Below are 25,072 nucleotides of genomic sequence, written 5' to 3'. Positions count from 1 at the left end.
TCAGGCTCCTGAGCACCCCAGCCCGGTTTCGCCAGGGCTCACCGGTGCGTCGTTGCCTCGGCCTTGCCGGGCGAGTAAAGACGAAGGGCGGTGGCCGCGACCCGGGAACGGCGACCTCAACCGTGTCCGATGTGGACGGTACCGGCACGTGGTGCAACCGTCCACCATCAGGAGGGTCTCCCCCATGCGAAGAGCCCTGTGTCTCTTGCTGGCCGTGCTCCTGCCGGCCGTCGTGATCACCGGAACGGCCGAAGCCGCCCCCGCACCCACCGTGACGGCGGTGCCGGCGAACGCCGGGAAGGGCTGGCCGGTCAGCGGTTCCCAAGGCGTCCTCGATCTCGCCTCCCGCGGCTACGTCGAGGAGGAATATCTGCTGTCCGGGCAAGCCGACACGTACGCCCAGGTGGGCCTGTGGACCGACGACGGCCGCTGGGCCACCCGCGTCGACACCACCGGCAACCCCTACACGACCCGGATGGTCGTGGTGCGGCCGCGCGATCCGGCGCGGTTCAACGGCACTGTCGTGATCGAGTGGCTCAACGTCAGCTTCGGTGTCGACATCCCGGTCGACTTCTCGCAGTCGTACGAACACTTCGTCCGTGAAGGCTACGCCTACGTCGGCGTGACGACGCAGAAGGCCGGTGCCGACAAGCTGAAAAGCCTCGACCCGGTCCGGTACGGCGCCGTGAACCTCAGCGGCGACGCGCTCTCGTACGACGTCTTCTCCCAGGCCGCGCAGGCGGTCCGCACCGACCCGCGGCTGCTCGGCGGCCGGGCGCCGTCGGTCGTGCTCGGCACCGGGCACTCGCAGTCCGCGCTGCGGCTGACCACGTACGCCAACGCGATCCAGCCGGTGCGCCGCGGCTACGACGGCCTGATGATCCACGGCCGGGCGGGAATCGCGGCCCCGATCGGCGACGGCGTCGTCGGCGCGCTCTCCGCCCGGATCCGCACCGATCTCCGCGTCCCGGTGTTCGTCCTGCAGTCGGAAACCGACGTCATCGCCTCGGCTTCGGTCCGGCAGGACACGGCGCTGGTTCGCACCTGGGAGATCGCCGGAACCGCACACGCCGACCAGTATGGGCTGAATCTGTACAACGCCGCCAACGCACGGGACAAATCCATCAACAACGGCGCCCCGACGACGTGCGACAAGCCCGTCAACAGCATGACGTTCCGGTACGCGGAGAACGCCGCGTTCGGGCACCTCGACCGCTGGGCACGGGGCGGCGCGGCCCCGCCGCTCGCCCAGCCGATCACGATGCTGCTCGGTCTCATCATCGTGCGTGACGGCGACCAGAACGCCCTGGGCGGCATCCGACTGCCCGACCTGGACGCCCCGGTCGCGTCCTACGCGCCCAACAACAGCGGCGGCAACGTGGCGGGCGCGTGCCTGCTGCTGGGCACGACGACACCGCTGACGCCCGCGCGGGTCCGGCAGCTGTACCCGGACCACGCCACGTACGTCGCGAAGTTCACCGCGGCGGCGGACCGGGCGCTGCAGGGCGGCTACCTGCTGCGGGCGGACCGCGACGAAGCCGTGGCCCGCGCCCAGGCGGCGCCGGTGCCGTAGCCGCCGGCCGGCCGGTGACACGCAAGGGGAGGTGAAACCTGTTCCACCAGACGACAGGTCGGACAAGTCTTGCTCAGTGGCGGTATAGTGCCGAGAACAGTAACGTGTTCTAGTATTCAGCCGTGGAAGGGACCGGGATGGACGAGCAGCCGATGCGGTATCCGAACCACCTCGGCCACCTGGTCGTCTCCGCCCTGAAACGCCACCGGGACAAGCCGGTCATGGTGCTGGGCGAGACCACGATGACCGGGGGCCGGACCGCCGAGCAGGTCAGCCAGTACGCCCAGGCTTTCGAAGCGCTCGGCGCCGGCACGGGCGCGGCCGTGGCGCTGCTTTCGCTGAACCGGCCGGAAGTCCTGCTCGTCATCGCCGCCGGGCAGATGCAGGGCGCGCGGCGGACGGCGCTGCACCCGCTCGGCTCGCTCGACGACCACGCGTACATCCTCGGTGACGCGGGCATCACCACGCTGATCATCGACCCGGTGCCGGCCTTCGTCGACCGCGCGCTCGGGCTGCTCGAGAAGGTCCCCGGCCTGACCCAGGTGCTCACCATCGGCCCGGTGCCGGAGCGCCTGGCCCACGTCGGCACGGACCTGACCGCGGCCGCCGCGGGCTTCGACCCGCGGCCGCTGGCGCCCGCCGACCTGCCGCCGGACCAGGTCGTCTCGATCACCTACACCGGCGGGACGACCGGCAAGCCCAAGGGCGTCATGGGAACCGCGCAGGCGATGGCGACGATGACGCAGATCCAGCTCGCCGAGTGGGAATGGCCCGAGGCGCCGAAGTTCCTCATCTGCACCCCGCTTTCGCACGCCGGCGCGGCGTTCTTCGCACCGACGCTGCTCAAGGGCGGCTCCCTGATCGTGCTGCCGAAGTTCGACCCCGCCGAGGTCCTGCGCGTGATCGAAGAGCAGCGGATCACCGCGACCATGCTGGTGCCGACGATGCTGTACGCCCTGATGGACCACCCCGACTCGCGCACCCGCGACCTGTCGTCGCTGCAGACGGTCTACTACGGGGCCGCGTCGATCAACCCGGTCCGGCTGCGCGAGGCGATCGACCGGTTCGGGCCGATCTTCGCGCAGTACTACGGCCAGTCCGAGGCGCCGATGGCGATCAGCTACCTCGCCAAGGGCGACCACGACGACGCGCGGCTGGCCTCCTGCGGGCGGCCGTCGGCGTTCCTGCGCACGGCGTTGCTCGGCCAGGACGGCGCTCCGGTGCCGCCCGGCGAGCCCGGAGAGATCTGCGTGGCCGGGCCGCTGCTCGCGGCCGGGTACTGGAACCTGCCGGACGTCACGGCCGAGACGTTCCGCGACGGCTGGCTGCACACCGGCGACGTCGCCCGCGAGGACGAGGACGGGTTCTGGTTCATCGTCGACCGCGTCAAGGACATGATCGTCACGGGCGGGTTCAACGTGTTCCCCCGCGAGGTCGAGGACGTCGTGGCCGAGCACCCCGCGGTCGCGCAGGTCGGCGTGATCGGCACCCCCGACGACAAGTGGGGCGAGGCGGTGACGGCGGTCGTGGTGCTGCGCGACGACGCGCCCGGCGACGAAGCCGCGATCGAGCGGCTCACCGGCGAGATCCAGGCGGCGGTGCGGGAGCGCAAGGGCCCGGTGCACGTGCCCAAGCAGGTGATCGTGGCGGCCTCGCTGCCCATGACCGGGCTGGGCAAACCGGACAAGAAGGCCCTGCGCGCCCAGTACGAGCCACGGAGCGCGGCCGTGTAGGTCGTTATACGGCGGCCACCGAGGTGTCCGCGGCCGTCGGCCGGACCGCGGCCGGGAAGCCGGTCGGCGGCATCACCGAGGTGGCGGGCCCGGAGTTCTTCGGCCTCGACCGCGCCTGACGCCGGGCGCCTCCGCGCGCGGGTGTGGGCCCGTAGCCGGTGGTTGCGGGCCTTTCCCGTGTTCGGTTGTCAGGCGGTGAGGGGTAGGGGTTGGTGGAGGTTGTTGCGTCTGGGTTTTCGGTGTTTGTCCAGGAAGACTGGTGGGAGGAATTCGGGGAGGCCGTCGGTGGCGATGCGGACGTCCCATCCGGAGCGGTGCAGCAACCGGTGATGGTGACCGCACAACAACACCAGATTATGCAGGTCGGTCGGGCCGCCGTCGGCCCAGTGCCGGATGTGGTGGCCCTGACAGTGCCGGGGTGGGCGGTGGCACCCCGGGAAGGCGCAGCCGCCGTCGCGTAGGTAGAGGGCGCGGCGCAGTCCGGTGGAGACCGTCCGGCGAAGCCTACCCAAGTTGAGGGGCTCGTTCTTGCCGCCCATGACCGCCGGGATGACCCCGCAGTCACAGGCATGCAGCCGGGCCTCGGCCGCGGAGACCGTCCCCAGGTCACCGAGGATCGCGTGCCCGACACCGGACTTGAGGTCGGCGAGTGAGACGGTGATCATGACGTGGGCTCGTTCCCCGGCCTGCACCGGTAGATCCGGTGAGTTCAGCGCGAGGTCGAGCAGGTCGGAGAAGGCGTCGCCGTAGCGTTCCTGCGGAGACCGCAAATCCGGGCCCTCGTCACTGGCACGGCGTTCGGCCATGGAGTCCAGCAGGGCGCTGGCGCGGGTGCCGGTCTCGTCGTCGAACCTGCCGTGCAACTCCCACACCCCGGTCTTCTTGCGCCGCAACGACACCTCCCGACCGGGGACGGCGGGTTCGGTCGGGTCGGGTTCGGGCCCGTCCGGGACAAGATGCGCCAAGATCCGTGTGCCGAGCGCGGCGACCTGCTTGTGCCCGGCCTCTGCGGCGAAGGTCAGCAGAGACGCTTCGGCGTCGTCGCGGTGCTCGACGGGGACCTGCTGCACGACCCCGACGATGGTGTCGATCATCGGGTTGCTCAACGCCCCGGTTCGGGCGGCGACCCCGGTGGCGGGAGCGACCGCGGGAACGGGACTGCCGTCGAGGTTCTGGCCGGGGTTCACCGCCCGCGCCCGCTTCACCATCACATCGGCGGCCTGCTTCGACACATCAGCCAGATGCTCCAGCAACCGAGAAACAGACCGGTACCCGAACAACTCCATCACCCCGCGCGTCTCGATGTCGACGAGCAGGGCACCGAGTTCGGCTTCGGCGGAGCGCATGGACAGCAGCAGTTCACCGATACGGTCGGCGAGAGCGACCGCATCGGCTTGCCACACAGCACTGCTGTCCATGACCTCAACACTACCCGCATATGAACACATGTTCATCACACGATCAGGTAGCCGCAACGGGCAACTGTCCTTGCACCGCAACACTTACCCCGAATGAGAACAGCGGCAGGGGAACCGTTGCGTGGGGAATCGGCGCTGCCGACCACAGACCCAAAGCAACCACAGCAGCGCCGATTCCCCACGCCACGGCGAAGCCGTATCTTTAAACCCAGCCACAGGGAGGACAAAGCTCAACGCGACCAGGCGTACCTATACGCCGTCGTGATCAGGATCAGCATTGAGCACAATGCACCCAACATACCCATCACGCGCCTTGGTAACCTTCAGCAGCATGCTCGGCCGATAAATGTAATCACCATCATTGAAGGTATCCCGCCCGGTCCGCCGCACATAAGGCTCCGTGGCCATCACGGCCGAGTTCAGCGTCTCATCGAACATCAACTGGGTGGTCAACGTCTTCTCGTTCCCCACATGCACCATCACGTGAACATGAACGGTGCGCCCGCGGTACCACCCCGGCCAGATCGTGGTGAACTCGACGATCCCGCGCTGATTGGTGACCTGGGCACCGCGCAGGTACCGCTTGTCATCGGTGGGGACGAGATCGGTGGCCCCACCACCGGCGGGCGGGGTGCCGCCCGTGGGCGGAGTGCCGCCCGTGGGCGGGATGCCGCCCACGGGTGGGGTGCCGCCACCGCCGCCGGACGCCGCTTCCGCGCCGGAGTACAGGCCGCCCGCGTCGCAGTGCCAGATCTCGACCACCGCGTGCGGGATCGGCTTGCACGTCTCGCTGTCCTGCACCTGCAGGGCGAGCCGCAGCTTCGCGCCCTGCTTGTCCTCACGGATGTCGCTGCGGATCTTGTCGGCGTCGAAGTAGTACGGCCCCTGCGTGGTGGTTGCCGTGAGGGTGCAGGTCCGCGCGCCGGTGAACAGCGCGGTGAGGTCCGCGTCGGTGACCGCTTGCAGCACCACCGTTCGCCGGTGGACGTCGTGACCGCGCTCTTCCCCGCGCACGCGGTGACCAGCGCGCCCAAGCCGACCGAGCTCACCCCGGCGAGCATGCGCCGCCTGCTGACGCGCTGGCCTTCGTGATCGTTTCCCATCCCTGTCCTTCCGCGGTCGGAGTTCGGTAAGGACCGGTTGACTTCCGCCTGACCCGGCCTTGGGACAGCGTGGCGAGCGCGGCTGTGCCAGGCCTGTGACGAAGCTGTGCGTCTCCAAGCGGTCACTGCTGGTGGCGGCGCGCCTTCTCCCAGCTGCCGCAGGCGCGCATGCTGCACCAGCGGCGCTGCCCGTTCTTGCTCGTGTCGTAGAAGAGCCAGCCGCAGCTGCCTTCGTGGCCCGGGCACTTCCGGATCCGGCCGAAGTCCGCGGTGAGCGCCGTTTCCGCGGCCGAGCGGGCGATCGGCCAGAGCAGGCTGTCGAGGCCTGTGCTCGCCGCCCAGCTCCAGTCGAGGCCGTCGGGCGTCGTGACCAGTGCGGCGTGGGCCATCGCCTCGGCGTAGGCCCGCTGCACCTCGGCGAGTGCTTCGCCGGGCGGGTCCTCGCCGTCGGCGATCGCGGCGAACACCGCGTGGATCGCTTCGCGCAGGGTGATGGCGCGGGCCAGGGTTTCGGCGGCCGCGGCGGGGTGCCGTTCGACGCGCCGCCGGAGCAGCCGGGCGCGGTTGCCGCCGATCGTTCCCGCCTGCTCGCACCAGGCGACCAGGTCCGCGGGCTCGCCGAGGTGGTCGTGGGCCTCCTTGCCGGGCCGCGACCGGCGGGGCCCGACGGTGTTGGCGAAGTCGAGGCAGACCAGGCCGCCGATGAAGTCCACGGTCACTCCTTGCTCGGAAGCACCACGATGCTTGCCAGCGCCAGCAGCGCGGTGAGCGCGAACGCCGTCGTCAGGCCGGCGTGGTCGACGACGAAGCCGAAGGCCGCCGGCCCGATCGCCGCGCCGACGGTGTTGAACACGATCACCAGGGTGAACCCCCGCGTCGGGTGGTCGGCGAACAGGGCCGAGCTCCACAACGGCAGCAGCGCGCCCCCGACCATGAACCCGGCACCGTAGAGCACCGCGGCGACGACGGCGAACCCGCCGCCGAACAGCAGGGCGGCCGCGGCGAGGACCAGCTGGGCGGCGACGTACACGCGCCGCAGGCCCGCCTTCCGGACGAGCGCGCCCGCGGCCAGCCCGGCGGCTCCGGCCACGCCGATGAGCGTCCACAGCAGCGCGGCGGTCCGCGGGCCACCCCCGGCGGCCACCCCGGCGAACGACCAGCACGCGGCGCCGACCAGACCGGACGAGACGGAGGCGACCAGCAGCCGCCCAACGCCGGGGCGGCCGAACAGCCGGGCGGGACCGTCCCCGGCCCGGCGCGGCGTCCTGGGCAGGACTCGCGCGTTCCACGCCGTCACGGCCACGGCCGCGGCCGCCGCGCCGATCCACACGGCCCGCCAGCCCGGCCCGGACACCAGCAAGGCCGCCGCCCCCGCGATGGCGACGCCGAACGTGGTGCCGGTGCTGATCATCGCCAGCGCGTGCCGCCGTCCCGCCGGGCGGACCTCGTCTTCGACGACGTCGGAATAGGGCGCCCACACCCAGCACGGCGACGTCCCGGCGACGGCCACCCCCACGGCGAACAGGACCGGGCCGCGGGCCAGCCCGATCATCAGCATCCCGGCCGCCGCGCAGCCGACGCCGAACACGACCGGCCAGCGTGCGCCGAAGCGGCCGGACGACCAGGCCACGACCCCGAGGGCGACCAGCCCGCCGAGGTAGCCGGCGCTCGTGACGGCGCCGAGCGCGCCGGCCGAGCCGCCGAACTCGGCCTGGAACCGGGGCAGGAACAAGCCGTAGCCGTAGCGGGCGAAGCCGAAGCAGACGGCCAGGGTGGCCAGTCCGGGAAGCCCCAGCCGCCAGGCGCCGCTCCCCCGGGTGTCGTGCCCGACCTCCGTCGTTGTCTCACTCATAGTCATCGGCTACCCGGGCGACGGGACCGCAAACCGGCTATCGCGGTTTTACCGGTTCAAGGCAGCGGCACGGCTTCACCGCACTTCAACCGGTACGTATCCAGCAAAGCAGCGTTCACTGGAGTAGCGAGGATCGCCGACACGACCTAAGCTGCGCCGGAGTACTCAACTAATTGACTAGGTAAAGGAGTGGCATGAACAGCTTCCGCAAGGCGGTCGAGGCGCGGGATCCCGACGCCATGGCCGCGACGCTGGCGGAGAACGTGGTGTTCCGGAGCCCGGTGGCGTTCCGGCCGTACCCGGGGAAGGCGATCACGGCCGCCATCCTGCGCGGGGTGCTGCGGGTCTTCGAGGACTTCCGGTACGTGCGGGAACTGACCGGCGACGAGGGCCGGGACCACGCCCTCGTCTTCGAGGCCCGGATCGGGGACGTGCGGGTCGAGGGCTGCGACTTCCTGCACCTGGACGCCGACGGCCTGATCGACGAGTTCACGGTGATGGTCCGCCCGCTGTCGGCCGCGCAGGCGCTGTCCGAGGCCATGGCGGCCCAGTTCGACCAGATCCAGCGCGAAGCGGTCAACTAGTTGAGTATGGCACTGCGCCACGCGCTGATGGCGGCGCTGCTCGAGGGCGAGGCGTCGGGCTACGACCTGGCGAAGGGGTTCGATGCCTCGGTGGCGAACTTCTGGACGGCAACCCCGCAGCAGCTCTACCGGGAGCTCGACCGCATGGCGGCGGACGGCCTGGTGCGCGCCCGGGTCGTCCGGCAGGAGCGGCGGCCGGACAAACGGCTGTTCTCGTTGACCGAAACCGGACGCCGGACGCTGCACGGGTTCACCGCGCGCCCGCCGCGCCCAGGGGTGATCCGCGACGAGCTGCTGGTGCAGGTCCAAGCGGTCGACGCGGGCGACGCGGCCGCGGTCCGCACCGCCCTCGAGGAGCGGATGGCCCGGTCGGAGGCCAAGATCGCCCGCTACGAATGGCTCCGCGCGCGGTTGCTGGACGGCCGCTTCGAAGACGACTACCTCGCCGAAGCCGAGCGGGTCGGGCCGTACCTGACGCTGATGCGCGGCCTGTCGTTCGAGCGGGAGAACCTGCGGTGGTGTGAACAGGCCCTGAAGGTGCTGATCCGGCGCGCGGCCGGTGTCCGATGTGGACCTTCGCCGCCGGCCGCATGACCGCCAGGGACCGGAGCCGCCGTCCTCGCTCGTGGGAGTTGTACGCCTCTTGTACGGCCACGGCCGACCATCGCGGCACCGAATCCCACTGGAGAGCTCATGTCACTGCGTCACCGCTTCACCAGAGCCACCGTGGCAGCGGGGGTGCTGGCCGGGTTGTTCGCCGCCCCGGTGCCGGCCCTCGCCGCGGCCGGGCCGGCCGCCCTGCCCGCGAGCCAGTACACCCTGGCCGCCAACTACCACCAGTTCGACGCGGTGAACTCGGCCCTCGTCTCGACGCTGGGCACCGCGGCGGTCCACACCGTGATGGAGAACGCGAACCACGACCGGACGGCACTGCCGTCGTCGTTCTCCGTGCCCGGGTTGTCCACCGGTTTCCGGTTCGACAGCGGTGACAACTCCGACTGCGCGAACTACCCGCAGGGCATCACGACGAGCCGGGACGCGGTGGGCACCGCGAACGGCGGCAACTACGACGGGCACCAGCTCGTCCTGGTCAGCTGGTACACGAAGGACTCCTGCAGCGGCGCCCAGGAGCGCAGCCGGATCACCCTCGCCGACTGGGACGCCACGTATCCCAACAAGTACCGCAAGATCCTGCTCGTCGAACCCACCGGCACCGAGGCGGCCCCGAACTTCAAGGACATCCCGATCCACGCGGGCGGCGTGTCGTGGTACGGCGACTACCTCTACGTCGCGGACACCGGACGCGGCATGCGTGTCTTCGACATGCGCAAGATCCTGAAGACGGACTCTGGCGGCACCTCCGGCCAGATCGGCCGCCAGTCGTCCGGGACCTACTACGCCCACAACTACGCCTACGTCCTGCCGCAGGTCGGCGCGATCACGTCGAGCACGACTTCGGGGACGAACCTCGCGTGGTCGTCGATCTCGCTCGACCGGGTCAGCAAGTCGATCGTCATGACGGAGTACACCTGCCAGTCCGGCTGCACGGACTACCCCAACCGGGCACCGCGGGCGATCCGCTACCCGTTCGCCGCGGGAGCCACGACGTTCGCCGCGTCGACGACCGCGAGCCAGGCGCTGTCGCTGCCCTGGTACAAGCTCAACGGCGTGGCGTCGCACAACGGGCGCTGGTGGTTCAACTCTTCCGGGCAGAAGCAGCTGTACTACTGGACCCCGGACACCGGTTCGGCCACGTACTCCTGGGTCAGCGGCGGCGAGAGCATTTCGTACTGGGAGGACGACACGACCGCCGATCTCCTGTGGACACTGCAGGAAGGCGTGGGCAACCGCAACGTCTTCGCGGTGGAGCAGGCCGCCTACGACGGCTGATCTCCCGTGGGCTCCGGCGAAGTCTTCGCTGGAGCCCACGCCGAGTGGTGCGGGCGTTTCTCCTACGCGTCCACCAGTTCCGCGACGTGGGCCCGGTAGTTCGGGCAGCTCGTGATGTCCTCGTGCGAGCAGTTCAGCCCGGCCTCGAGGAAATCGAGCGCCGACCGCAGCGCCGCCATCCTGGCCCGCAGCGCGCGCTGGTTGCGGCGCAGCACGTCCTTGCGCGCGGTGGTGTGGAGGGCGGTGAGGAACTCCCGGATCTCCGGCAGCGGCATGCCGGCCCGCTTCATGAGCACGATCGACGCCACCCGGACCAGGTCGTCGCGGGTGTAGCGGCGGCGGCCGCCCTCGACGCGGGCCGGGGAGAGCAGGCCCACCGACTCCCAGTGCCGCAGTACGTGCGCCGGCAGGCCGAAGTGGCCGGCCACCTCGCCGATCGTCATCGGACTTGACTTCATGTCGGCATTAAGTCCGACCATGGCTGACATGTCCAGTCTGATTGCTGTCCTCGACGCCGTCGAAACCCAGCCGTGGGCCGTCGAGCTGCGCGCCCGTTCCTACGCGTTGCTCGGCGACCTCGCCGGCCGGACCGTGGTCGACGCCGGCTGCGGCGGTGGCCGCGCGGTCGCCGAACTGGCCGGACGCGGAGCTCGCGCGGTCGGCGTCGACTTCGACCCCGAGATGATCGCCGTGGCCCGGGAGCGCTGGCCGGACGGCGAGTTCCACGTCGGCGACGCCGGCGAGCTGCCGCTCGGGACCGGGTCGGTTTCCGGTTACCGCGCGGACAAGGTGCTGCACACGCTCGACGACCCGGCGCGAGCCGTGGCCGAGGCGCACCGGGTGCTCGCGCCGGGCGGCCGGGCCGTGCTGCTCGGCCAGGACTGGGACACGTTCGTCATCGACTCGGACGAGCCGGAGACCACCCGCCGGCTGGTCCACGCGAAGGCGGACTCGCTCCCGTCGCCGCGCGTCGCCCGCAGGTACCGCAACCTCCTGCTCGACGCCGGGTTCACCGACCCGGTCGTCGAAGTGCACACCGGGGTGTTCACCGACGACACCGCGCTCGGCGTGCTGCACCGGATCACCGACGAGAAGAGCTGGCTCGCCGAGCAGGCCGAGCGCGCCCGCACGAACCGGCTCTTCGTCGCGGTGCCGATCTTCGTCGTCGCCGCGCAGCGATAACACCGCCTCGCACTGCGTTCCACAATGGACGTGTGCCATCCTGAGCCGTCAGGACGACACGGACGATGGGACATTCGGTGGGCATTCTCAGCTGGATCGTGCTCGGCCTGATCGCCGGGGTGATCGCGAAGGTCCTCATGCCGGGCAAGGACCCCGGCGGTTGCATCATCACCATGCTGCTCGGTGTCGCCGGCGCGTTCGTCGGCGGCTGGGTCGGCAAGACCCTCTTCCACACCCAGCTCGGCACGTTCTTCGACCTGCGCACCTGGGGACTGGCCGTGCTGGGCGCGCTGATCATCCTCGTCGGCTACCGGATGCTCTTCGGCGGGCGCCGCCGAGACTGACGCCGGCTCCGGCCGGTTACCGTGTGTCGCTCCGGCGTACGAGTGGTCTCGGCGCCGGGGAGCGGCCCGCGGCGTACCGTTCCAGACACGGACATGGCGCGCTCTCCCTCCCCCCTCGGGGCGCGCCGTGCCCGCCAAGGATCAGCAGCGGAAATGTTGCGCCCAGCAGGTCTTGAGCTGAAGTGAACGACAATCTCCTGCTCACCGTGGCCGATGTCGGCGGCGGCCATGAGACGTTTTCCTACCCCGGCGTCACACGCCCTCATCGCCGCGTTGCGGGACGCCTACCACTGGCGGAGCGGGCTCAACTGACGCCCGCCAGGACGACTATCCGGCTCCATTCGGGGTATCTCCGTCCCGAAGGAGGAGCCGCACGTGCTGGTGAACTGGGGAGCGACGAGCGAGCCGGGATGGCAGGTGCTGGACGTGACCGGGGCCGACCCCTCAGGGTTGGCGGCCGCACGCCGGTGGGCCCAGGCCGAGCTGGCTTTCCTCGGTGAGCCGAGCCGGGTCGACGCCCTGATCGTCGTCGGGGAGCTGCTTGAGAACGCCTACGTGCACGCCGGCGGACCGCACCAGCTGCGGATCCACCACACGCGCGACCGGGGCGAGGTGACGGTGGCCGTCTCCGACGTCGGAACCGGGGAACCGCGTCCGCGGGTCCCCGGTCCAACCGGCGGCCGTGGCCTGCTGCTCGTCGACCAGCTCTGCCTCGCCTGGGGCGTGAGCCACCACGACGACGGCAAGGTCGTGTGGGCGCGCCTCGACTGCGCGGAACAGCGCCCCATCCGGTAATAGTCCGGTTTGGACGATCTACCGCGGCTTTCCGTTCCAGTGGATGACGTCCGGGGACTCGTGGTACGTCCGCAGGTGCTGCTCCTCGCCGCGGCCGTGCAGCGGGAACCGGAAGCTCGAGCCGTCGGGCCAGGTCAGCGTGCGCTTGCGGAAGTTCAGCGCGGGAGCCTGCGGCTCGCGCGCTTCCCAGACGATCCCCGGCGGGGGCGCGTCGGCCGGGTCGGTGGTGGTCGTTCCGGTGTCCACCACCGCGAGACACGACGGCGAACAGACCAGCCACGGCCCCTTCACCGACCTGAGCCGGTCGACCAGGTCCAGGGCCATCGCGCCGGCTGGGCCCGTGACGCGGACTTCGCGCTGGAACGGCCGTCCCGGCGCGCCGCCATTCGCCAGGGCGAAGACGGAAAACACGGCCGCGCCGATACCGCGCAGGATGTTCCAGAAGAACCGCCGGACGAGCCGCTTCCCCTTGACGGTGCCGTCCTGGCGACGGCCGGGGACGTCGAACCCCACGTCGGTGTCGCCGAGGCGCAACACGATGACCGGCTCGTGCCACCGGTCCCGCATCAGCGCCTCGACGCGCTCCCGGAACCCCGGACGGACCTGGGCCTCGTCCGACCAGCGCTCGACGCGACCGGCGAACCCGCTCAGATGTCCAGGTCCTTGCGGGTCTCCTCCGGACTCCGGTCCCCGCCGATCTCGCTCTTGTCGAACCACGGTTCGTCCCCCTCGGGCGTCACAGCTTCCTTGCCTTCGGCGAAGGCACCCTTCCCCGCCCCGGTGGCCGCCTTCACGCCCGCCCCGGCGAGGAACGGCTTGACGCCGGCCGAGGTGCCGAACATCGTCGTGAGGGCCCGGTTGCTCGGCTGCCAGCCCTGCGCGACCGCGCCGAAGCCGAACTTGGTCTCGCCGGGCATCACGCCGATCCGCAGCTTACGGGTGAACACCTCAATCTTCCCGGAGTACTTCACCAGGAACTCCATGAAGGTGTCGAGCAGCTTGCCGAACTTGCCGAGGTAGCGGGTGACCTTCTGCAGCACGCTGGCCGCCTTGGCGATGGACGCGGTCATCGCGGCCGCGACCGAGCCGCCGAAGCTGATCACCGACGCCGCCAGCGCGGGCAGCCAGAGCGTGATCAGCCAGGACACCAGCTCGGTGATGATCCCCTTGATCACCTCCTCGATGACCACCATGACCATCGACCACATCTGGAGCACTTCGGCCACCGAACCGGCGGCCGAGCCGATGCCGCGGATCCCGGACGAGAAGTCGCCGAGCGCTTCCTTCGCGGCGTTGCCGGCTTCGTCCACCCACTCGGCCAGCGCGGTGTCGCCGGTGCGCTCGAAGTCGTCGGCGAGCGCGACGAAGCCCTGCGCGATCGTGACGAAGTTCTCGGAGGCGTGCCCGATGGCCGGGCCGTCGCCGGTGACCTGGTGCAACGCGTCCTGCAGCGGCTGGACCAGTTCGAGCAGCATGTTCAGCCCGTGACTGACCAGCCATCCGATCGGGTCCAGGGCGAAGGTGACCATGTCGCCGGCGGCGGCGCCGACGAAGGCCGCCCCGTCGCCGACCAGCGCGGCTCCCGCCGACGCCAGTTCGGCCGGGCTGTCCGCCTCGGCGGCCTGCTGGGCGTGCCCGGCGATCGACTTGCCGGACTTGTAGATCGTGCCGGCCACCGGCACGTAACCCGCCGCGCGATCGAGGTTCGCGCCGGTGCTTTCGTCGTACGCCCCGACGTCCAGCGCGTCGGCGATGCTCTTCTTCGGCTCGGTCATTCGCCCTGCTTCCCCACCGCGTCGATCTGCGCCTCGTACCGGCCGAACGTGACCACCCCGGCGTCTTCCATGCCCTGGTACATCTCCGCGGCCTTGGTCAGCTTGGTGGTGAACCCGTCCACGCCGTCCTTCAGGTCGGTCAGCAGGGAACGCAGCTCGGCGAGACGGTCGGTGTAGCCCTGCTTCGCGAAGAGGCCGACGAGGCCCCACGCTTCGTTCGTCACGTCGGCGGCGTCGATCTTGGCGCCGAACTTGTCCGCTTCCCCTTCGTAGAAGGGCAGCTGCCGGGCGTAGGCGGAGATCGCGCCGATGTTCGTCTGAATTCCGTCTGGCATCGCGTTCCCTAGGATCGGCGGAGGATGGGGCCCTGGCCGAAGTCGTCGTCGTCGTCCTCGGCGGGCCGGCGGGCGGGCCGCGACGGCTGCCGCGGCTGCTGGTCCGACGCGGGCTCGGCCGCCGCGGTTCCGAACGCCTCGGTCTGGGCTTCGCGAACCTGCGCCGAGACGTCGACGCCGAACGCGTCGCCGAAGGCCTCGTCGACGATGCCGGCCTGCTGCTGCACGGCCCCGGCCACCGCCCGGCGGAGGGTGCTCATGATCGTGGCGGCCAGCTGACCCGCTTCGACGCGCGTGGCGCCCGCGGTGAGCCGCAGGTCGGTGACGGTCCCGCCGGCGCCCGCGACCACCGTGACCGTCCCGTCCGGCGAGGTGACGGTGGTCTCGACCCGCGCGACCCGCTCCTGCATGTCGCCGACGCCGGCGAAGCGGGCTTCGGCCTGCTGCACCTTGGTCCGGAAGTTTTCGAACTGGGCGATCAGCTCGTCCATCTGGGCGGACATCGTGTCTCCCCTTTGTGCGATACACACTGTGCGATACGGGCGCCTACGCCCGAATCATGACAGATCCGCTCGCGCACCGATCCGTTTTCGGCGGATCGCCCCCGGCCCGGAAACCGGGCGATCAGTAGTCGAGGAGCTCGACGGTCACGGTGAAGGTGTCCCCCACGTCGAGGCCTTCGGCTTCGCGTACGGCGCGCTTGACGGGCAGCACGTAGCCGCGCGAGCTGTCCGGGAAGATCGACGTCTTCCAGGCGGTCGCGCCGACCGCGACCCCGACGCGCACCGACCCGAAGCCACGGCGGGGCCCGGCGGCGCGCTCGCGGATCTCCTCCGACACGTCCGCGGGCAGGGTCACGAAGGTCCAGGTTTCGGTGCGCCGGGCATCCCATTCCCACAGCTCGGCCTCGAAGACGACGTTCACGCGGCCAGTGTCACACGAGGCACCGACACTTCACTGGTGGAAGCACGGGCGCGACGCCCGCTGAGATCGCCGCGGGCCGCCCGGCTAGGCTCTTCGTCGGCGAAAAAGACCATCTTCGCCAGCGCCTTACGGCGGGCAAGTGCACCACGACGCGGGGAGAACCACCCATGCTGGACCGAGCGGTCATCGACGCCCTCTTCCCTGCCGACCTGCCCGAACCCGAGCACTGGGAGCAGCAGTACCCCGCCCGGCAGCTTCCCGATGGCGCGCTGGTCACCCGCTTCGGGCCGTCCCCGACCGGGTTCGTGCACATCGGCGGCATCTACGTCGCCACCATCGACCAGGACCTCGCCCGCCGCACCGGCGGCCGCTACCTCGTGCGCGTCGAGGACACCGACCAGTCCCGCGAGGTCGAAGGCGCGCTCGACCAGTTCGAGCGCGGCTTCCGCTACTTCGGCCTCGCCGCCGACGAAGACCTCCAGCACGATGGCGGCTACGGCCCCTACCAGCAGTCCGCCCGCGAGCGGATCTACCTCACCTACGTGCGCCACCTCCTCCGCCAGGGCAAGGCCTACCTCGACTTCGCCACCAAGGAGGAGCTCGCCGCGATCACCCAGCGGCAGCAGGCCACCAAACTCCCCACCGGCTACTACGGCTCGTGGGCCATCTGGCGCGACGCCGACCCGGCCGACGTCCAGGCCAAGCTCGACGCCGGCGCCCCGTACGTCGTGCGGTTCCGGGCACCCGTGGACCCCGCTGCCACCGGCGCGCGCGCCCGGTTCACCGACGCCATCCGCGGCCCGCTGGAAGCCGAGGCCAACCGCAACGACGTCGTCATCCTCAAGAGCTCCGAGCAGAGCCCGCGGCTGCCGACCTACCACTTCGCCCACGCCGTCGACGACCACCTCATGCGGATCAACCTGGTCGTCCGCGGCGACGAGTGGATCTCCTCGGTCCCCGTGCACCAGCAGCTGTTCGACGCCCTCGGCTTCGAACCGATCACCTACGCGCACATCGCGCCGCTGATGAAGCAGGACGGCGGCAGCAAGCGCAAGCTGTCCAAGCGCAAGGACCCCGAAGCCTCGGTCGACTTCTACATCGAGGCCGGCTACCCCGCCGAGGCCGTCCTCTACTACCTCCGCGGCCTCGCCAACGGCCGCCTCGCCGAGATGCCCCTCGCCCAGGCCCTGACCGAGCCGATCAACCTGGACGAATGCGGTGTCGCCGGGCCGCTGGTCGACCTCGTGAAGCTCGACGACATCGCCGCCGACCACATCGCCACCCTCTCCGGCGCCGAGATCCTGGCCGCCGTCCGCACCTGGGCCGAGCGGTTCGACCGCGAGCTGCTGACGGTGCTCGACGCCGAGCCCGACCTCGCGCTGCGCGCGCTCGCCGTCGAACGCGACGGCGCCGAGAACCCGCGCAAGGACCTGAAGAAGTGGAGCGAGTTCCGGGCCGTCTACGGCTTCTTCTTCCCCCAGCTCCACGCCTCCGTCACGGGCCCCGAAGACGAGCGCATCGCCGCGCTCGGCGTCGATCCCGCCGTCGTCCAGGCCGTCGCTCGCGACTTCGCCGACCACTACCGCCAGCTCGACGACGGCCAGGAGTGGTTCGAGCAGATCCGCGAGGTCGCGGCCAAGCACGGCTTCGCCCGCAACGCCAAGGAGTACAAGAAGAACCCCGAGGCCTACCCCGGCTCCATCCGCGAAGCGTCGCAGATCATCCGCATCGCCCTCACCGGATCGACGCGCAGCCCCGACCTCCACGCGATCAGCCAGGCCCTCGGCCGGGACGAAGTCCTCAGCCGGATCACCGAGCTCAGCAAGTAGCGGCGGCTACGCCTCACCGGGGGAATCCGGGTCGTCCTCGAACGGGTGAAAGCCGAACCGGACGGCGCTCACCGCGCGGGTGCCGGACGGGGGCCCGGCCGGTTGCGGGCTGATCACCCCGGCCGCGTCCTCACGGTCCAGCCGGGCCAGGAGGCGAGCCAGCGCTTCCGGCGCCCCCACCGGTTCCGCTGGGATCTGGATCAGCGTCCGGTGGAGGATCCCGACGTCCCAGCCGTCCGCGCTGCCGCTGCCCGCCGGGGCGCGGATGGTCACGTCGAGCAGCCAGCGTGGTGGCTTGCCGGTCAACGCCGGTGTCGCGTGCGCCGTCAGGCCGACCACCTGGTCGGCGCGGAGCAGGCCGTCACTGAGCGTCGCGATCCAAACGTTGGTCAGGCCCATGGTTCAACGGATAACACCCGGGCGCCCGGGCCGCAATCCCCGGTCGTCCGGCTCGACGCCGGGGCGGCGCTCACCCGGCCGGTTCGGGCTTCGCCTCTTCCATCATCAGCAGGGCGCCGTGGCTTTCGCCGTTCGCGCTGCGCAGGGCGCTGCACAGCAGCCGGATCACCGCCGCGCGACCGCGCCGGTTGATCGCGTCGAGGGTCAGCTCGCCGCAGTAGCCGGCGTCGGCCAGCGCTTCGCGCACCATCGGGCGCACCTCGTCGACGGGCAGGCCGATGTCCAGGTTCAGCAGGTGGGTGCCCTCCGCCTCGTCCCGCCGCACCCCCCAGAGGTCCTCCGCGGCGCGGTTCCACGCCTTGATCCGCATTTCGACGTCGATGACGACGATCCCGGCCCGGATCGAGGTGAGCACCGACTCGAGGAACCCGTTCACCTCGTCGAGGTCGAGGCTGCGCTCACGCACCGCGTCGTTGATCGTCTGGAGCTCGTCGTTGGTGGACTGGAGCTCCTCGTTCATCGTCTCCAGTTCCTCGTTGGTGGACTGCAGCTCCTCGTTGGTGGTCTCCAGTTCCTCCACAGTGGACTGAAGTTCCTCGTTCGTGGTCTCGAGTTCCTCGTTGGTGGACTGCAGTTCCTCGTAGGCCGACTCGAGCTGCCGGTTCGTGTGCTCCAGTTCGGTGAGCAGCTGGCGCGCCCAGCTCACGTCGTGGAACACCACCGAGACGCCGAGCAGCTTCTTCTCCTTGTTCAGAAGCGGGTTGACGTGCACCTCGTACCACACGGTCTCGCCGGCCCGGCGCCATTCCACGTCCTTGATCCGCAGCGACCGGTGTTCGAGGCGGGCCTGCTCGACGTACGCCCGCAGTGCCACCGGCCGGTAGGAGACGTCCAGGTCACGCAACGGCCGCCCGACGTCGCGTTCGGACAGTCCGAACGCGACTTCCGCCTGGGCGTTGATCAGCGCCGTCGTCTCCGTCGCGGTCACGACGATCTGGGCGACCGGGCTGGCCGAGAAAGCGTGTTCACGCAGTTCCTCGATCCCGGAGATGTCCTGGGGGCGCCGCTGCGCGAAGCCGGTGACGAAGTGGTTGAAGCCGGACGGGGAGCTGACCGCCTTGCGGAAGACCCGCCGCTTGAGGTCAGTCGGCTCGAAGATCCGGGCGTGCGAGAGCAGCATCTCGGCCTTGCCGAGGAACAGCACCCCGCGGGGCGCGAGCGCGAAGTGGAACCGCTCCAGGATCTTGGTCTGCGTCTCGGCGTTGAAGTACATCAACGTGTTGCGGCAGACCAGCAGGTCGATCCGCGAGATCGGCGCGTCCTGCACCAGGTCGTTGCGCCCGAAGATGACCGAGCGCCGCAGATCCTTCCGGAAGCAGTACCGGCTCCCCTGCAGCTCGAAGTACTGCTCCAGCTGTGCCTCGGTGAGCCCTTCGACCTCTGCCGGGGTGTAGGCCGCCTGCCGGGCCTGCGCCAGCGCCTCGTCGTCGACGTCGGTGGCGTAGATCTTCACCCGCTGCCGGAACGCCTCCGCCCCGAGTGTGTCGGCGAGCAGCATCGCCAGGCTGTAGGCCTCCTGCCCGGCCGCGCAGCCGGCACTCCACACGCGGATCGGTTCCTCGGGGCTGCGCTCGGCGAGCAGGGCGGGCAGCACCTGCTCCCGCAGGTGGGCCCACGCGTCCGGATCGCGGAAGAACCCGGTCACGTTGATCAGGATGGTGTTGAACAGCGCCACGAACTCGTCGGCGTTGACCTGCAGCTGGTCGATGTAGTCCGCGTAGCTGTCGATCTCGACCTGGCTCATCCGGCGGCGGACCCGCCGCATCAGGCTGCTCCGCTTGTAGCCGGTGAAGTCGAAGCCTCGTGACTCCTTGAGGTAGGCCAGCACGGACTCGAACTCGCCGCTGGATTCCTTGGGATCCGTCACGATCCGACACGCTACCCGGCTGAACGGTCACCGGCGGTGCCGGGACGCTGGACCAGAACGGCCCAGACGACCTTCCCGCCCGACCACGATCGGCTGCAGCCCCACACCCGGGCGATCTGCGCGACCAGCTTCAGCCCCAAGCCGGGCTCGAACGGGGCGAGCCGTTCGAGCAGCATGGCCGGCCGCGTGTCCTGGTCCGCCACGGCCACCGTGCAGATGCCCTGGCGCAGGTCGAGCCGGAGCCGCGGTTCCGAAGCGGTGTGCTTCAGCACGTTCTCGACCAGTTCGGTGGCGATGAAGCGAGCGTCTCCGGCGAGTTCGGGCACGCCCCAGCCGGCCAACTTGTCGGTGACGAAGTCGCGAGCGAGCGCCGAAGTGGCTTCGACGCGCGCGAAAGTGCGTTCGGTCCGCCGGCGCACCGGGTGGTCCAGCGCCTCCGTCGCCGCCGCCAGGTCGGGGCAGACCGCGACGTAGCGGTCGACCACGTGCCTGCCCAGCAGCACCCGGTGGGCGGGCCTGGTGGCCACGATCGCGAACGGGATGCCCGGCCAGTCGCCGATCCGCATGGCGACCAGGGAAAAGACACTCACCAGGGACGAGTCGGCGATCGTCAGCCCGCTGATGTCGGCCACCAGGCCTTCCCGCGCGTCCGTCGCGATCTTGAGCAGGCCGTCGCGCAACGAGGGGTACGACGAGCGGTTCAGAGCGCCGGTGGCCGTTACGACGGTCGCCTGCCCGTGGCGGGCGACGGCGAGGTGGACGGGGGCGGAGCTCGTCATCCCGGCGCCGGCTCTCCGGTGGTCTCGTCGGCTTCGTCCGATGCGTCCAGCAGGAACCGCCGCAGCGTATCCGCGGCGTCGGTGGCCTCCCGGGCCGAAGCGGCATAACGCCCGGCCAGGCCACGCGGCCTCACGCCGCCGGCCTGCGCGGCCAGCTTCCTCGCGAGCGCCGCCTTTTCGTCGAGCGCGCGCAGCGCCTTCATCAGCGCGAACTGGAACTCCCCGTCGTGGGCGGCGAGCAGAGCCTGGGCCGACCAGGCGTGCCCGATCCGGCACCGGTACCGGCCCACCGGATCGACCTCGGTGAGGGAACCTTGGCAGTCGGGGCAGGTGTAGCCCGAGCCCATGCCCCGCTCGGCGGGCCTGAGCGCGCCGAGCCGCACCCCCTCGCGGGCGATCCGGTCCTCCAGCAGCAGGGTGTCCGACGGCGGCGCGGCCTCGACGGGGTCCACCGGCATCCGGACCAGCTTGTCGAGCACCGCGCCGATCTCGCCGGCCCGGGCGACGTACTCGGTGTCCACCACGGACAGCGCGCTTTCGGGCATGCCGCGGTAGAGCGCGTCGCCGGGATCCTGGACCACGGCCAGGCCGCCCCGGTCCACGATCGCCCGCAGCCCGGCGGCGCCGTCGTCCAATGCACCCGAAAGGATGACGCCGATGACCCGTGGCCCCCCGGTCAGGGCGGCAGACCGGAACGTCGCGTTGATCGCGGGCCGATGCCCGTCCTCGGTCGGTCCCTGCGTCAGGACCAGGACCCCGTCGTCGGTGAGCAGGTGCCGGTCGGGCGGCGCGACGTGCACGGTGCCCGGCTCGAGCGCCCCTCCGTGCCGGGCGGTCGTCGCCGGCAGCGGGCCGGCGCGGTCGAGGATCCGGGCCAGCGCGCTGTGCGTGCCCGGCCCCAGGTGCATGGTCACCACCACGGTGGCCGGGAAGTCCGCCGGCAGCGCGGACATCACCGACCGCAGGGCCTCCACGCCACCGGCCGAGGCGCCCACGACCACGAGATTCCGTCGGAAAGGCGGCACGACGTCCACCTCCTCCTCACCATCGACTTTCACGGTAGTCGAGGCTGGTCACTACGACGAGTAACCCCCACCGCGTGGACTAAACGCCCTCAAACGTGTCGATCGACGTGACGCCGGATGGCTCCGGCGATTCCGGCCAGCGGCAGGACGGCGTGCACCAGCCCGGTGCCGATGGCGGCCCCGGGCATGCCGAAGTGCGCCGACGTCCCTTCGTCCTGGGCGAACACCGTGCCGCCGCAGTGGGCGATCGCGCGGATCCCGGCCTGGGCGTCGGACCCCTTGCCGGTCAGGACGACCGCCAGCGCCCGGGGACCGCAGGTGACGGCGAGGGTGGCCAGCAGCAGGTCCGCCGACGGCCGGGCGGGCGGCAGGGCACCGGTGTCCAGCAGCCCGATCCGCGCCGCCGAGGTGACCAGCAGGTGCCGCGCCGCGGGCACGACCAGTGCCACACCGGGCACGAGTTCGTCACCGTCCACGGCTTCGCCGACCCGCAACGCGGTGCGTTTGGCGAGGATCGCGGTCAGGTGGCTCAAGCGGCTCGGGTCCAGGTGCTGCGAGACCAGGATCGCCGCGGGGAGATCCGCGGGCAGCGGCGCCAGCACCCGGCTGAGGGCGTCCAGCCCGCCGGCGGAGGTGACCAGGGCGACGACCGGGAACCGCAACGGGTAGTCCGGCGCGGACTTCACCGGAATCCGCCCGCGACCGCTTCCGGCGCCGGCGCGCTTCGCGCCCGCCGTCCGCCGCGGACCGGTCGGCTCCCATCCATGCCCCGGATCCTGTCACCGATCTCCGGGGACCACCAACCGCGCGCGGCCGCTGTCGGCGGCCTCGCCGGTGCTGTGACGTCGGCCGGCTCGGGCACGACCCGCCGAAGTCCCGGTCCGGCCATTCGGAACACGGTCCACTTCGGACTCAACGGGGTGGCGGGCCGGGGCGCCGGGCTGGTGCGCTTGCCGGACGGCGGGGCGGCGGCGGGCCAGGGCGCCGGGCCGGCTCCGTCGCCCGGGGTGAACGGCGGGGCGGCGGTGCCGCGGCGGGCCGGTTGGCCCAGGAGTCGAAGAGGAGGATCAAGCCCGCGAACGCGGCGCAGCCGAGCCCCAGCGCCACGTTGACGAGCGTGCCGAGGATCCCGGCGACGAGCAGCGTCGGCAGCACAGCCATCAGGCAGAAGGGGTCGATCCGGCCGAACTTCGGACGGGACGGCCCTTCACGCGGGCTCATCGCATGTCCCCCGGGCTGCTCAGTCCCATTCTCGCAGTATGCAACGCCCGGCCCGGCGCGGCCACCTCCTCACACAGGAGTCACTGAGGAAATCACCAGATCAGCACGCTTCGGCGCGCAGAACCGTCTCGACCTCCGCGCCGGTGAGCCGCCGCGGGCCGATGTAGTACAGCACCGCCCCGGCCGCGAGCACCGCGTCCCAGGCCGGGTTCACCACGAGGTCCGTGCCGGTGCGCACGGCCAGCACGGTCGCGCCGAAGGCCCGCCCCATCGCGGTCCGGCACCGCTCGGCCGGCAGCCGCCCGAGGGACTCCGGCAGCGTCACCGAAAAGGTGTCGGCGCCCCCGGCCGTCATCAGCTCCGCGTAGACCTCGGCGATCCCCGGCGACGTCAGTTCCTCGGTCACCATCCGGGGCGAGTGCCACTGCACGCAGCGGATCCGCGGATCGACGTAGCGCACCAGCTCGGCGCGCTCGAGGTCCCGCAGGGTCACCACGACGTGCGCCGCCGGGTTGGCGTGGTCCACCGTGACCGCGACGGCCAGCGCCGCGTTGTCGTCACCCATGTCGACCAGGACGGTGGCAGCGTGCGGCACCGCCGCCCTGGCGAGCACGTCGGCCGCCGTCGGGTCGCCGCGGACGAACCGCACCGGCCGCGCCGGCATCGGATGGGCCGGCACCTCCTCGCCGGCGCACAACACCAGCCCGGTCACGTCGTCGGCCAGCAGCTGCGCCACGATCCGCTCGGTCCGCCCGGCCGTGTACCCGATCAGCACCGTGTGCCCGGTGGCCCGCACCGCCTCCGCCCCCTGCATCCGCCGTCCCTTCGCCTGTTCCAGCACCGAAGCGAGCTTGGTGAACACCGTCGTGAGGGTGGCGATCCCCCCGACGATGACGTAGCCGCCCACGACGTGGCCGGCGACGGTCTCGGGCGCGTAGTCGCCGTACCCGACCGTGGTGGCGGTGACAACGAAGTACCACCAATAAGTGCCGGGCCGGACGAGCTCACTGCCGGCCGGCTCCGCCAGCGCCATCAGGGGCCAGCTGGTCACGAACACGAAGACCACGACCGCGGCCGGCAGCAGCCAGCCCCGGCTGCCCACCCAGCGCGCCAGCAACCGCGAGAGGAAGAACGTCACCGACCCTCCTCACCCAGCGCGACCGCGGTCCCGACACCCGATCACACCGTGCGACCAGGCACAACGATCTTTACCGGACCGTGACGGCGACCCGACGCCGGACAGGAACGGACAGGATTCCCGGGTTTCCGGAAGCCATCGGCGATCAGTGGTGCACCAAGCCTTGTTGGCACGTAACCGTTGCTACGAAGCCATTCGGCCGTGGCCGGATCAGCAGCGGATCGCGAACACCATCCCGATGTCGGCGGCCTCCTGGACCGGATCCTGCTGTGCCTCGACCGTGAAGCCGTGCGCGGCGAAGACGTCGCGGACCGTGTCGCGGTTGCGCCGCCACCCTTCCACCTCGACGACGGCCTGCCGGATCAGCGGCCAGTGCCGCTCTTCGATCCCCCGCAGCACGTCGAGCTCGGCGCCTTCGACGTCGACCTTGAGCAGGTCGATCCGATCGATGGCCTGCTCGTCGAGCACCGTCGACAGTGGCCTGACCCGGACCCGGTGGGTCTCGAGCTGCCGCATCACCCGCAGCTTGCGCCCGACGAGCCCCCGCAGGACGGGAGCCGGCACGCGGCGCAAAGCCGGGCCCAGCCCGCCCCGGCGGATCATCTCGACGACGCTGGCGGTGACCCGCCGCCGCTCGGCCTCGACGTTCCCCTCGTCCCGCCACGACGACGAGAAGATCGTCGCGGCCGGGAAGTAGCTGAAGTCGAGCTCGTCCTCACCGGCGGCCAGCCCGAAGGGCAACGCGGTCAGCCGCCCGTCGAAGAAGTCACGGCCGTTGCGCGCCAAGGTCTCGTGAAGCGGCGGCAGCGGCTCGAAGGCGTAGATCCGCACGTCGCCGTCCAGCCGCTCGTACACGGCCGCGGAGAAGACGCCGACATTGGCTCCGACGTCGAGGACGGTCGCGCCGGGGGCGAGCTCGACGCCGTGCGCGAAGTAGGCGCCCACCTCCTCGCGCAGGAAGGACACCTCCCACGGGTTGACGCTGTGCAGGTCGATCACGTCCTTGGTCACGCGCAGAGGCTTATCAGCATCCAAGCCCGTGGTCCAGCCTCGTGGGGCGCATTGGTCCGGGTGGCCGCCGATCCGCCGGGAGCCAGTGCGGTGACCGCCAAGTTCACCGGGTCGAGGCCGCGCCCCGGTGCTCGCGGGCCGGCTCATGCGCCCCAATGTGGCGTTCGGTGCGCTGGACGCACCGACACCCCGGTGCTGGTCTGGCCGTTCACGCTGTTGGTCCAGTGCACGGTGG

At 70.9% G+C, this 25,072-nt stretch carries 27 protein-coding genes; 9 read left to right on the top strand and 18 right to left on the bottom strand.

The window, feature by feature from the left end; all coding sequences use genetic code 11:
- Positions 1-184: 184 nt before the first annotated feature.
- Positions 185-1,573, top strand: a complete 1,389-nt coding sequence (locus AB0M82_RS30575) for an alpha/beta hydrolase domain-containing protein (RefSeq protein ID WP_364729112.1) — start codon at positions 185-187, stop codon at positions 1,571-1,573.
- A gap of 122 nt (positions 1,574-1,695) precedes the next feature.
- Positions 1,696-3,306, top strand: coding sequence for a fatty-acid--CoA ligase FadD8 (gene fadD8, locus AB0M82_RS30570; RefSeq protein ID WP_364729108.1), 1,611 nt, complete (start codon positions 1,696-1,698; stop codon positions 3,304-3,306).
- A gap of 188 nt (positions 3,307-3,494) precedes the next feature.
- On the opposite strand, the gene AB0M82_RS30565 is transcribed toward fadD8, so the two are convergent.
- From AB0M82_RS30565 to AB0M82_RS30550, 4 genes are all read right to left on the bottom strand, one after another.
- The gene (locus AB0M82_RS30565) at positions 3,495-4,724 is read right to left on the bottom strand and encodes a DUF222 domain-containing protein (RefSeq protein ID WP_364729255.1); all 1,230 of its coding nucleotides are present in this window, start codon (positions 4,722-4,724) and stop codon (positions 3,495-3,497) included.
- Between the two features lie 249 nt (positions 4,725-4,973).
- Entirely contained in the window at positions 4,974-5,696 is a 723-nt protein-coding gene (locus AB0M82_RS30560) for a protocatechuate dioxygenase (RefSeq protein ID WP_364729105.1), read from the bottom strand.
- A gap of 253 nt (positions 5,697-5,949) precedes the next feature.
- Positions 5,950-6,540 carry an ABATE domain-containing protein gene (locus AB0M82_RS30555; protein WP_364729102.1) on the bottom strand — a complete coding sequence of 197 codons (591 nt, stop codon included), beginning with the start codon at positions 6,538-6,540 and terminating at the stop codon, positions 5,950-5,952.
- A 2-nt stretch (positions 6,541-6,542) separates the two neighbouring features.
- Positions 6,543-7,679, bottom strand: coding sequence for an MFS transporter (locus AB0M82_RS30550; RefSeq protein WP_364729099.1), 1,137 nt, complete (start codon positions 7,677-7,679; stop codon positions 6,543-6,545).
- Between the two features lie 194 nt (positions 7,680-7,873).
- On the opposite strand from AB0M82_RS30550, the gene AB0M82_RS30545 reads away from it, so the two are divergent.
- The 3 genes from AB0M82_RS30545 (at position 7,874) to AB0M82_RS30535 (ending at position 10,153) form a co-directional block, all read left to right on the top strand.
- Positions 7,874-8,263 (top strand): nuclear transport factor 2 family protein, encoded by a 390-nt coding sequence (locus AB0M82_RS30545; protein ID WP_364729096.1) that lies wholly within the window; start codon positions 7,874-7,876, stop codon positions 8,261-8,263.
- A gap of 6 nt (positions 8,264-8,269) precedes the next feature.
- Positions 8,270-8,857: a PadR family transcriptional regulator gene (locus AB0M82_RS30540; RefSeq protein WP_364729093.1), complete on the top strand. Its 588-nt coding sequence runs from the start codon at positions 8,270-8,272 to the stop codon at positions 8,855-8,857.
- A 99-nt stretch (positions 8,858-8,956) separates the two neighbouring features.
- Positions 8,957-10,153 carry a hypothetical protein gene (locus AB0M82_RS30535; protein WP_364729090.1) on the top strand — a complete coding sequence of 399 codons (1,197 nt, stop codon included), beginning with the start codon at positions 8,957-8,959 and terminating at the stop codon, positions 10,151-10,153.
- Between the two features lie 62 nt (positions 10,154-10,215).
- On the opposite strand, the gene AB0M82_RS30530 is transcribed toward AB0M82_RS30535, so the two are convergent.
- Positions 10,216-10,611, bottom strand: coding sequence for a MerR family transcriptional regulator (locus tag AB0M82_RS30530; RefSeq protein WP_364729087.1), 396 nt, complete (start codon positions 10,609-10,611; stop codon positions 10,216-10,218).
- A 28-nt stretch (positions 10,612-10,639) separates the two neighbouring features.
- Here AB0M82_RS30530 and AB0M82_RS30525 point away from each other — a divergent pair, with 28 nt between their 5' ends.
- The 3 genes from AB0M82_RS30525 (at position 10,640) to AB0M82_RS30515 (ending at position 12,474) form a co-directional block, all read left to right on the top strand.
- The gene (locus AB0M82_RS30525) at positions 10,640-11,335 is read left to right on the top strand and encodes a methyltransferase domain-containing protein (protein WP_364729084.1); all 696 of its coding nucleotides are present in this window, start codon (positions 10,640-10,642) and stop codon (positions 11,333-11,335) included.
- A gap of 77 nt (positions 11,336-11,412) precedes the next feature.
- Positions 11,413-11,679, top strand: a complete 267-nt coding sequence (locus tag AB0M82_RS30520; RefSeq protein WP_364729081.1) for a GlsB/YeaQ/YmgE family stress response membrane protein — start codon at positions 11,413-11,415, stop codon at positions 11,677-11,679.
- Between the two features lie 375 nt (positions 11,680-12,054).
- Positions 12,055-12,474, top strand: coding sequence for an ATP-binding protein (locus AB0M82_RS30515; protein WP_364729078.1), 420 nt, complete (start codon positions 12,055-12,057; stop codon positions 12,472-12,474).
- Between the two features lie 18 nt (positions 12,475-12,492).
- Here AB0M82_RS30515 and AB0M82_RS30510 read toward each other — a convergent pair whose 3' ends face one another.
- The 5 genes from AB0M82_RS30510 to AB0M82_RS30490 all read right to left on the bottom strand — a co-directional run bounded on the left by AB0M82_RS30510 (position 12,493) and on the right by AB0M82_RS30490 (position 15,508).
- Positions 12,493-13,125, bottom strand: coding sequence for a hypothetical protein (locus AB0M82_RS30510; RefSeq protein WP_364729252.1), 633 nt, complete (start codon positions 13,123-13,125; stop codon positions 12,493-12,495).
- Positions 13,122-14,249: a hypothetical protein gene (locus tag AB0M82_RS30505; protein ID WP_364729075.1), complete on the bottom strand. Its 1,128-nt coding sequence runs from the start codon at positions 14,247-14,249 to the stop codon at positions 13,122-13,124. The genes AB0M82_RS30510 and AB0M82_RS30505 overlap by 4 nt, the downstream gene beginning before the upstream one ends.
- Positions 14,246-14,584, bottom strand: a complete 339-nt coding sequence (locus tag AB0M82_RS30500) for a hypothetical protein (protein WP_364729072.1) — start codon at positions 14,582-14,584, stop codon at positions 14,246-14,248. The genes AB0M82_RS30505 and AB0M82_RS30500 overlap by 4 nt, the downstream gene beginning before the upstream one ends.
- 8 nt (positions 14,585-14,592) lie before the next feature.
- Positions 14,593-15,087, bottom strand: a complete 495-nt coding sequence (locus tag AB0M82_RS30495) for a YbaB/EbfC family nucleoid-associated protein (protein ID WP_364729069.1) — start codon at positions 15,085-15,087, stop codon at positions 14,593-14,595.
- A 121-nt stretch (positions 15,088-15,208) separates the two neighbouring features.
- On the bottom strand, positions 15,209-15,508 hold the full coding sequence (locus AB0M82_RS30490; RefSeq protein ID WP_364729066.1) for a DUF1905 domain-containing protein: 300 nt from the start codon (positions 15,506-15,508) through the stop codon (positions 15,209-15,211).
- Positions 15,509-15,675: 167 nt separating this feature from the next.
- Between AB0M82_RS30490 and AB0M82_RS30485 the strand changes: the two genes are divergently transcribed.
- Positions 15,676-17,337: a glutamate--tRNA ligase family protein gene (locus AB0M82_RS30485; RefSeq protein ID WP_364729063.1), complete on the top strand. Its 1,662-nt coding sequence runs from the start codon at positions 15,676-15,678 to the stop codon at positions 17,335-17,337.
- Positions 17,338-17,343: 6 nt separating this feature from the next.
- On the opposite strand, the gene AB0M82_RS30480 is transcribed toward AB0M82_RS30485, so the two are convergent.
- From AB0M82_RS30480 to AB0M82_RS30445, 8 genes are all read right to left on the bottom strand, one after another.
- Positions 17,344-17,736, bottom strand: a complete 393-nt coding sequence (locus tag AB0M82_RS30480) for a hypothetical protein (RefSeq protein WP_364729060.1) — start codon at positions 17,734-17,736, stop codon at positions 17,344-17,346.
- A gap of 70 nt (positions 17,737-17,806) precedes the next feature.
- A complete protein-coding gene (locus AB0M82_RS30475) occupies positions 17,807-19,663 on the bottom strand; it encodes a CheR family methyltransferase (protein ID WP_364729057.1) in 1,857 nt (618 codons plus the stop codon).
- Positions 19,664-19,674: 11 nt separating this feature from the next.
- Positions 19,675-20,442 carry an ATP-binding protein gene (locus tag AB0M82_RS30470; protein ID WP_364729054.1) on the bottom strand — a complete coding sequence of 256 codons (768 nt, stop codon included), beginning with the start codon at positions 20,440-20,442 and terminating at the stop codon, positions 19,675-19,677.
- Positions 20,439-21,476, bottom strand: coding sequence for a chemotaxis protein CheB (locus tag AB0M82_RS30465; RefSeq protein ID WP_364729249.1), 1,038 nt, complete (start codon positions 21,474-21,476; stop codon positions 20,439-20,441). The genes AB0M82_RS30470 and AB0M82_RS30465 overlap by 4 nt, the downstream gene beginning before the upstream one ends.
- 80 nt (positions 21,477-21,556) lie before the next feature.
- Positions 21,557-22,153 (bottom strand): chemotaxis protein CheB, encoded by a 597-nt coding sequence (locus AB0M82_RS30460; protein WP_364729051.1) that lies wholly within the window; start codon positions 22,151-22,153, stop codon positions 21,557-21,559.
- 226 nt (positions 22,154-22,379) lie between these two features.
- The gene (locus AB0M82_RS30455; protein WP_364729048.1) at positions 22,380-22,688 is read right to left on the bottom strand and encodes a hypothetical protein; all 309 of its coding nucleotides are present in this window, start codon (positions 22,686-22,688) and stop codon (positions 22,380-22,382) included.
- A 100-nt stretch (positions 22,689-22,788) separates the two neighbouring features.
- Entirely contained in the window at positions 22,789-23,826 is a 1,038-nt protein-coding gene (locus tag AB0M82_RS30450) for an ion channel (protein WP_364729045.1), read from the bottom strand.
- 210 nt (positions 23,827-24,036) lie between these two features.
- Positions 24,037-24,837, bottom strand: coding sequence for an FkbM family methyltransferase (locus tag AB0M82_RS30445; protein WP_364729042.1), 801 nt, complete (start codon positions 24,835-24,837; stop codon positions 24,037-24,039).
- Between the last annotated feature and the right edge of the window lie 235 nt (positions 24,838-25,072).

Origin of the sequence: Amycolatopsis sp. NPDC051128 (genome assembly GCF_040682715.1) — a bacterium.
Taxonomy (GTDB): domain Bacteria; phylum Actinomycetota; class Actinomycetes; order Mycobacteriales; family Pseudonocardiaceae; genus Amycolatopsis.
This window is presented reverse-complemented; position numbering and strand designations above follow the sequence as displayed.